7 protein-coding genes are annotated in these 6832 nt (G+C 68.6%); 2 read left to right on the plus strand and 5 right to left on the minus strand.

The window, feature by feature from the left end:
* Positions 1 to 2: 2 nt before the first annotated feature.
* The 3 genes from RQI43_RS18230 to RQI43_RS18240 form a co-directional block, all read right to left on the minus strand.
* On the minus strand, positions 3 to 2078 hold the full coding sequence (locus RQI43_RS18230; protein ID WP_311276098.1) for an ATP-binding protein: 2076 nt from the start codon (positions 2076 to 2078) through the stop codon (positions 3 to 5).
* A gap of 105 nt (positions 2079 to 2183) precedes the next feature.
* Entirely contained in the window at positions 2184 to 2414 is a 231-nt protein-coding gene (locus RQI43_RS18235; RefSeq protein WP_311276099.1) for an Rmf/CrpP family protein, read from the minus strand.
* A gap of 237 nt (positions 2415 to 2651) precedes the next feature.
* Entirely contained in the window at positions 2652 to 3101 is a 450-nt protein-coding gene (locus tag RQI43_RS18240) for a hypothetical protein (protein ID WP_311276100.1), read from the minus strand.
* A 746-nt stretch (positions 3102 to 3847) separates the two neighbouring features.
* On the opposite strand from RQI43_RS18240, the gene RQI43_RS18245 reads away from it, so the two are divergent.
* Positions 3848 to 4027 carry a hypothetical protein gene (locus tag RQI43_RS18245; RefSeq protein ID WP_311276101.1) on the plus strand — a complete coding sequence of 60 codons (180 nt, stop codon included), beginning with the start codon at positions 3848 to 3850 and terminating at the stop codon, positions 4025 to 4027.
* Between the two features lie 27 nt (positions 4028 to 4054).
* On the opposite strand, the gene RQI43_RS18250 is transcribed toward RQI43_RS18245, so the two are convergent.
* Positions 4055 to 4483 (minus strand): BA14K family protein, encoded by a 429-nt coding sequence (locus tag RQI43_RS18250; protein WP_311276102.1) that lies wholly within the window; start codon positions 4481 to 4483, stop codon positions 4055 to 4057.
* A 300-nt stretch (positions 4484 to 4783) separates the two neighbouring features.
* Between RQI43_RS18250 and RQI43_RS18255 the strand changes: the two genes are divergently transcribed.
* Complete coding sequence (locus RQI43_RS18255) at positions 4784 to 5527, plus strand: glutaredoxin (RefSeq protein WP_311276103.1); 744 nt, start codon at positions 4784 to 4786, stop codon at positions 5525 to 5527.
* A gap of 156 nt (positions 5528 to 5683) precedes the next feature.
* Here RQI43_RS18255 and RQI43_RS18260 read toward each other — a convergent pair whose 3' ends face one another.
* Entirely contained in the window at positions 5684 to 6454 is a 771-nt protein-coding gene (locus tag RQI43_RS18260; RefSeq protein ID WP_311276104.1) for an ion channel, read from the minus strand.
* Positions 6455 to 6832 lie beyond the last annotated feature (378 nt).

The raw sequence follows: 6832 nt of genomic DNA on the forward strand, positions 1-6832 counted from the left end.
CGTCAGGCAACCTGCGGAACCGGAATGGTGATGAACAACGTCGTGCCGACGCCCGGTGACGATTCCAGCGTCAGCGTCCCGCCGAGGAGGGACAGGCGCTCGCGGATGCCGGACAGGCCAAGGCGTGGGTTAGCCGGCGACCCGTCCGCAGGGGGGCAGGAAACAGCCTCGGGATCGAAGCCCACCCCGTCGTCCTCGACGATCACCCGCATCTCCTCCGGGCGGTGGTCGACCGATACGCTGACGGTGGCGGCCCGCGCGTGCTTCAGGACGTTGGTGAGGGCCTCCTGCACGATCCGGTAGACGGCGCTCTCGGTGGCCGGGGGAACCCGGCCGGGCTCGCCGAGGAACTCCAGGTCCGCGCGGACGCCATGGCGCTGCCCCCACTCGCGCAACAGGGTGGCGAGGGCCTCGCGTAAGCCGAGGTCATCGAGGGCCGTCGGTCTGAGGTCGACGGCGGCGCGGTGGATGTCGCGTCCGATCTCGCCGGCCAGCGCCTGCAGCCACTGGACCTGGCGCTCGGCCTCCGGTGACATACCCCGCGCTTCGAGGAGCCGTTCCAGCCCCTTCAGGCCGAGCGAGAGGCCGGTCACGGTCTGGCCGACCTGGTCGTGCAGCTCGCGCGCGATCCGGCGCTGCTCGTTCTCCTGCGCCTCGCCGAGGCGTCGAAGGAGTTCGAGGCGCTCGGCCTCGGCCCGCTTGCGCGGCTCGATGTCGGAGACCACGCCGTAAACCAGGCCGGCGGCGCCGTCGTGCAGTCGGGGCGCCCGGCCGGTAAGGCGCACCCAGCGCGGCTCGGGGTTCGAACCGACGACGCGGAATTCGACGTCGAGGGTCGCCCCGTCCGCCAGGCTCCAGCGCAGGTCGTCAGCGAGGCGGGCGCGGTCGTCCGGGTGGATCGCCTCGGTCACAGCGCCGGCCGCGGCCTCAGTCTCGCCCTCCTGCACGACGGTGGTCGTCCAGCCCAGAAGATGGGCCGCGCGCGGCGAGCCGGTCACCGTTTGCCGGATCGTGTCCCATCGCAGCGTGCCGAGCTCCGCCGCCTCGGCCGCCACGGCGCCCTGCTCCTCGCTCGACCTGAGCGCCAGGGCGAACCGGGCCCGCTCGCCCGCCCGCCGTTGGGCCATGTCGCGGCCCACCAGGCCGACCAGCGCCAGGGCGAAGCCGATGCTGAGGACGCTGCCGCCGGCCAGGACGAGGTATGAGCGCAGGACGGGGGCATTCAGCGTCGCGGCCGGCATCCCGAAATGCACCGACCAACCCCCGGTCTCCTTCAGCGTGCGGTAGACGACCTCGACGTTCGAGCCTTCCAGGGTCGAACCCGTGTAGAAGCCGTTCGGCGCGCGCCGGATCGCGGCCTGCAGGGCGGCGTCGGCCGGTTGGCCGAGCTCCTCGGCCTCGGCACGGGTTCGGGCGATGGTGTTGCCTTCAGCATCGACGACGGTCCCGACCCAGCCCTCCGGAGCGCCGGCGTCACGCAGGATCGAGCTGACCGCGTCGTTGGCGAGCCCGACCGAGAGGACGTAACGCAGTTGCCCGTCGCGGACGACCGGGACCCGCAAGGCAACGAGGCGTTTGCCCGAGACCGCGCCGACGGGACCGATGCCCCCGACCACGGGACGACGGGTGCGCACGACAGCTTCGAAGCTCCGGCGGTCGGCGGTGGGTCCGAGCTCGTCGTCGAGGGAGCGTAGCAGGTTGACGATCTGGCGCCCGTCCGGTTCGGCGAGCTCGACGGTCTCCCAGAGGGGGCGCGCTTCCTTGAGCCGCTCGGCCTCGGCGTAGAAGGCGGCGAGATCCGGCTTGTCGAGGGTGGCGGACGCGGCCTCAGCTTCGAGGATGGCGACCTGCCCGGCGATGTCGGATGCAACGCGTTCGGCGACCCGCGTCGCACTGGCCACGGCCGCGCCGCGGGTCAGGTCGCGCTGCTGCTGGGCCATGAGGGTAGCGACCCAGCCGCTGAGCAACATCACGGGGATGGCCGCCGCGACCGCGAGCGCGACGAAGGTCCGACGGTTGCCGCGGTCCAGCCGGGGCTGGCCGGTAAGGCCGGGGGAGGCTCCACCCGGGGTATTCATGCGACAGGCATTCGAACCGTTCCCTTGCCTCGGATGCTTCCGGGCGTACGGTCCCGCGGTCCTTAGCGCATTGCCTCCCGGTCTCCGAGTTCGGTGCCGGGATCCCTACGCGGAAGCTGACGCCAGACCCGGTGTCCCGCCGACGTCCCGTGCCATCGCCGCGGCCTTCGAGGCGATGGCCGGGTGTGACACCCTCGTGCCCGGCTCCCAGGCCGATCCGTCAAAACCCTCGAACCAAGCCCGACGCTCGCGGGAATCGGCGGGATAGGGACAGGCATCTCTCGGCCGACCGGTGGTGCGGGCCCTGGCTCCCTGCCGGATGACTTCCATGATCATCGGTACTCACCCTTTCGCTGTTCCGAGGCGTCCTCGGCACACCCGAGTAGCGCCCGGATCGCAGCGACCGACAAGCTTTTCCGCCCGCTCCTGCCGGTCTTACCGACGCGTGTCAGGGCAATCCCGACAAGCGGCGCGACCGAAGACACTTGACCGTGCTGTGTGCGCCGCGCCGCGTCCCCGATTAGTCGGGAGTTGGGTGAGGGAGCCGGCGTGATGGCCCCCCGGCCGTGCGTCTCAGTAGCCGCAGCCGAGGTAAGGACGGCCGTACCCGTAACGGACCGGGGCGTAGCCATACCCTGAGCCGTAACCGTACGGACGGCCGTAGCCGGCGCCGTAATAGGCCGGCCGGACGGCCGCTGCGGCAAGGCCGAGGCCGAGACCCGCCGCGAGGTCGAACCCGCGATAGCCGCGCCGGTAGCCATAGCGTCCGTAGTGTCGCCCGTAGCCGTAACGGGCATGGCGGAAGCCGATCCCGCGATAGCCCCCAAACCCGCGGTGGTGCGACCGGAAGCCGATGCCGCGGTAGCCGTGGTGTCCCCGGAAGCCGCCGAAGCCGTGATGCCCGCCGAAGCCGCCGTGATGCCCGTGGAAGCCGTGTACGCGCCCGAGGGGACGCGCTTCGCTCGACGGGGCGAACAGGACGAGGCTCGATACAGCCGCAAGGGCGAATGCGATGCGTTTCATGGGTCTGCTCCGAGAGGGCCATGCGTGACGGAGGAGAGGCTGGTCCGACGTTTCGATCCGGGGTCAGGTCTCCGGCTCGGAGGACCATCTGTGTCGCCGAAGGCGGCCGTTCAGTCAGAGAAGCCCGCAGTCTTGTCGGGATAAACCTGACGGCCCCTGGGACGCCCTGCCGACGCGGCTTGCAAACGTTTCGGCGCCATACGAAGTCAAAACCGTGGTTCCAGGCGTCCGGGTCGTAGTACGGCGACGGTCGGGTCCGGAGCTTCCTCGGTCAAGCCGACAAGGAGCACCATGAAGGAAGCGATGGGTCGAACGGCACGACTGGTCCGCACGCTCCGGCGGCGGCCTGCAGCCTCGCCACCGGTCGATGGCGTCGGCGGAACGGCGGCGTCGAATGAAGCGTCAGTCGAGGACTGGGCCCGATACGGCGGAGGGCTTTTGGCGGCCGACCTTGCCCCGGGCCAAGTCCGCGCCCGGTCGTCGGGCCATGTGCTGCCGACCTGAGCCGGGCCCGAACCCCGAAAGGCCCTTGCACCAGGCTCCCTGGGCCTGCCGCAGTTGGCGAGGCTGGCCGCGGAAGCTCCCGGGACCGGCCAACGACAACGGCGTCGATTCCTTGGCGAGCCGCTTCCATGCGGTCGGCCTCGCCACATTCGGATACTTCGTCGTGCTCTGCCTATCCTTCGCCTACGCATCCTGACCGAGGATCGGTCGATCTCAATTCCCTCATGCCTTCGAGGCCTGCCTTGCCACGTGTCACGACCCGTAGACGACCCTGGAAGCAACTCGCGTTCGCCAGTCACCTCGGCGGGGAGCCGCGCACGTCCGACATCGTCATGGGCGTGCTTGGCATCGCGCTCCTCGCCGGCTTCTGCCTGATCATGGCCGTCAACGTCGTCGACGGCCTCACCGGGGTCACGGGCTGAGGTATCCCCGTTAAGACGAAGCGTTGGTTAGGGGCAGGCGTGGCGCGCGCCGTCGTTGCCGAGGTAGGTGCCGCTCGATGCGTCGTAGGACCGGAATCGGCGCGCGCAGGCCGCCACGGCCTCGGCGCCCGGCGCGCCCTGCGAACCTTGCGCCTGTGAGTTGGCGATGGCCCCGCCGATGATGGCTCCGGCGGCGAGGCCCGCCACGCCGGCCCCCACCGCGGCGCCGACCCCTGGCCCCCGACGGTACCCGTAGCCCCGGCCGTAACCACGGCGGTACCCGTATCCACGACGGAAGCCGTGGTGCCGATGCCCGAAGCGCCGGTACTGGACGTAGCTGGTCGGCAGGGCGCCGGCAGTGAGCGCCTCGACCGGCCAGCCCAAGGGACCGGCCGATGCCGGCTGGCCGAGCAGGCATGCGGCAACCGCGGCGGCGAGGGTGAGGGAAAGCTTCATGGCGACGGCTCCTGAACTTTGGGCGATGCCGGTTGGGGCTCGGGGGCCGCAGACATCGCGGTTCGGTCAGCGGACGGTCTCGGGACGCTGTCCGCATCGCTCGTGAGAAGAATGAACACTCGCCGCCCAAGGCCGTTCCGGTCGATGGGGCCGGACACATCGCTTGACCTTCCCACGGTTGGAAGTCCGATCCTGCCGATTGTGGGCCGAACGCGCTTCAAGGGAAGCCCATGCCCGGCTCTCGCGTTGTCAGGGTATTGGCGTTCCTAAAACTCAATTTTCCCAAGGAGGGATTCCGCGATGCTGGACACTGTCCGCAGAGCCGTCGTCCATCGCATGGTGATGGAGAAGCACGTCTGCCCCTACGGCCTGAAGACAAAGGACCTGCTCGAACGGGAGGGCTTCCAGGTCGAGGACCACTGGCTCACGACGCGTGAGGAGACCGACCGCTTCAAGGCCGAGCACGGCGTCAAGACGACGCCTCAGACCTTCATCGAAGGCGAGCGCATCGGCGGCTACGACGACCTTCGCCGCCATCTCGGCAAGTCCGTAGCCGATCCAAAGGCCACGAGTTACATGCCCGTGGTCGCGGTGTTCGCCATGACCGCCCTGATGGCGCTGGCGGCCAGCCACGCGGCTTTCAGCACGCCGCTGACGATACGGGCCGCCGAGTGGTTCATCGCCTTCAGCATGTGCGTGCTCGCCATCCTCAAGCTGCAGGACGTCGAGAGCTTCTCGTCGATGTTCCTCGGCTACGACCTTCTGGCCAGGCGCTGGGTGCGCTACGCCTACGCCTACCCGTTCTGCGAGGCGCTGGCCGGTATCCTGATGATCGCCGGAGCCCTGAACTGGCTTTCGATCCCCGTCGCCCTGTTCATCGGCACGGTCGGCGCCGTGTCGGTGTTCAAGGCGGTCTACGTCGACAAGCGCGAGATCAAGTGCGCCTGTGTCGGCGGCTCGGCCAACGTGCCGCTGGGCTTCGTCTCGCTGACCGAAAACTTGATGATGATCGGCATGGCCGTCTGGATGCTGGTTCGGTCCTGACCGTCATCGGGGTCAGGTGGCAACCCGGAAGAGCTTGCCGGTCAGATCCCCCTGACGCCCTGGCACCCTCACGGCGGCGTCTTTCGTGACTTTGTCCGGGAAGCGGACAGCTCGCCGGAGGCGCCGGGAATTGTGCTCGGGAAGTCTCCGCCCCTCTCAGTACGTTCCTTCGTCAGGGATATTGAGGGTCGTGCCGCAGGCCTTGCAGTGGACCGCGTCCGGCTCGTGCCGCTGCAGCCCGCACGTCGGGCAGGGAAAGCGTACCTTGTGGGGCCGGAAAAGCACCTGGGCGAGTCGCAGGAAGAGCGTCACCCCGCAGATCATCACAACCACCGAGATCAGGCGCCCGCCCGTACCGTTGAGCGTGACGTCGCCGTAGCCTGTCGTCGTCAGCGAGGTGACCGTAAAATAGAGCGCGTCGACGTAGTTGCCGATGGCCGGGTTCCGCCCGTGCTGCGTCGCGTAGACGATGCCCGTCATCACGAAGACGAACACCGCGAGGTTCACCGCAGCGACGATGACCTCCTCGTTGCGGCGAAAGAACGAGAAATCCGAGCGCAGGCGGTCGAGGACCTGATAGGTGCGCAGGAAGCGCAGCGTGCGAAAGATGCGCAGGAAGCCAGCGCCCTCGCCGACGATGGGTGCCAGGAACGAGGCGATTGCCGCGACGTCGGCCCAGGTCGTCGGTCGCAGGAACTCGCGGGTCGGCTTCGGGCAGATGGCGAGGCGTGAGAGAAAGTCGGCGGTGACCGCGATCCCGATCAGCACGTCGACGCCCTCGACGAGCGGCTCGCGCGGCATGAACGAGGATACGACGATGAACAGCAAGGTTGCGAGGTCGAAGGCGAGCAGGGCGTAGCGGAACCGGTACGCCCGGTCGTCGTCGCCCTCGTAGAGTTCCCTCAGCGTTCCCTTCAGTCCGGCCATGGTTCTCAGCATTCCCCCGACGCCCGACGTTCCGCGGGCCCGAACGTTCCCAGCTCGGTCCGTATGCGGACGCCTGTCCGTCGGCAGATGATTTGGGACAGTCTGCGGTTTTCAGGAGCGGAGGCTCTGGTCCATCCGGGGTGAGAGGTTAGGCAAGCTGCCCCTCGTGGCGCAATCGGCCGATGCTCCATGACCTCCACGATAGGCTACCTAATGGCATCTTCTGATCGAAAGCAGCCGGACCGCATTCCACCCGATCTAGTCGTAGGTCTTTGTCTGCGAGGTCGCCTGGAAGCGGACCTTCCCGGGGTCTGCAACGGGTTGAGGCTGTGTGAAAAGAGGACGCCAAGCTGGGGCTGTCCGGCCGCTTGGGAGAGC

It is taken from the genome of Methylobacterium sp. WCS2018Hpa-22, assembly GCF_031843785.1.
Classification (GTDB): domain Bacteria; phylum Pseudomonadota; class Alphaproteobacteria; order Rhizobiales; family Beijerinckiaceae; genus Methylobacterium.

Coding starts and splice junctions, on each gene's coding strand:
- RQI43_RS18235 (WP_311276099.1), bottom strand. CDS start 2,414: ATGATCATGGAAGTCATCCGGCAGGGAGCCAGGGCCCGCACCACCGGT.
- RQI43_RS18255 (WP_311276103.1), top strand. CDS start 4,784: ATGCTGGACACTGTCCGCAGAGCCGTCGTCCATCGCATGGTGATGGAG.
- RQI43_RS18240 (WP_311276100.1), bottom strand. CDS start 3,101: ATGAAACGCATCGCATTCGCCCTTGCGGCTGTATCGAGCCTCGTCCTG.
- RQI43_RS18230 (WP_311276098.1), bottom strand. CDS start 2,078: ATGAATACCCCGGGTGGAGCCTCCCCCGGCCTTACCGGCCAGCCCCGG.
- RQI43_RS18260 (WP_311276104.1), bottom strand. CDS start 6,454: ATGGCCGGACTGAAGGGAACGCTGAGGGAACTCTACGAGGGCGACGAC.
- RQI43_RS18250 (WP_311276102.1), bottom strand. CDS start 4,483: ATGAAGCTTTCCCTCACCCTCGCCGCCGCGGTTGCCGCATGCCTGCTC.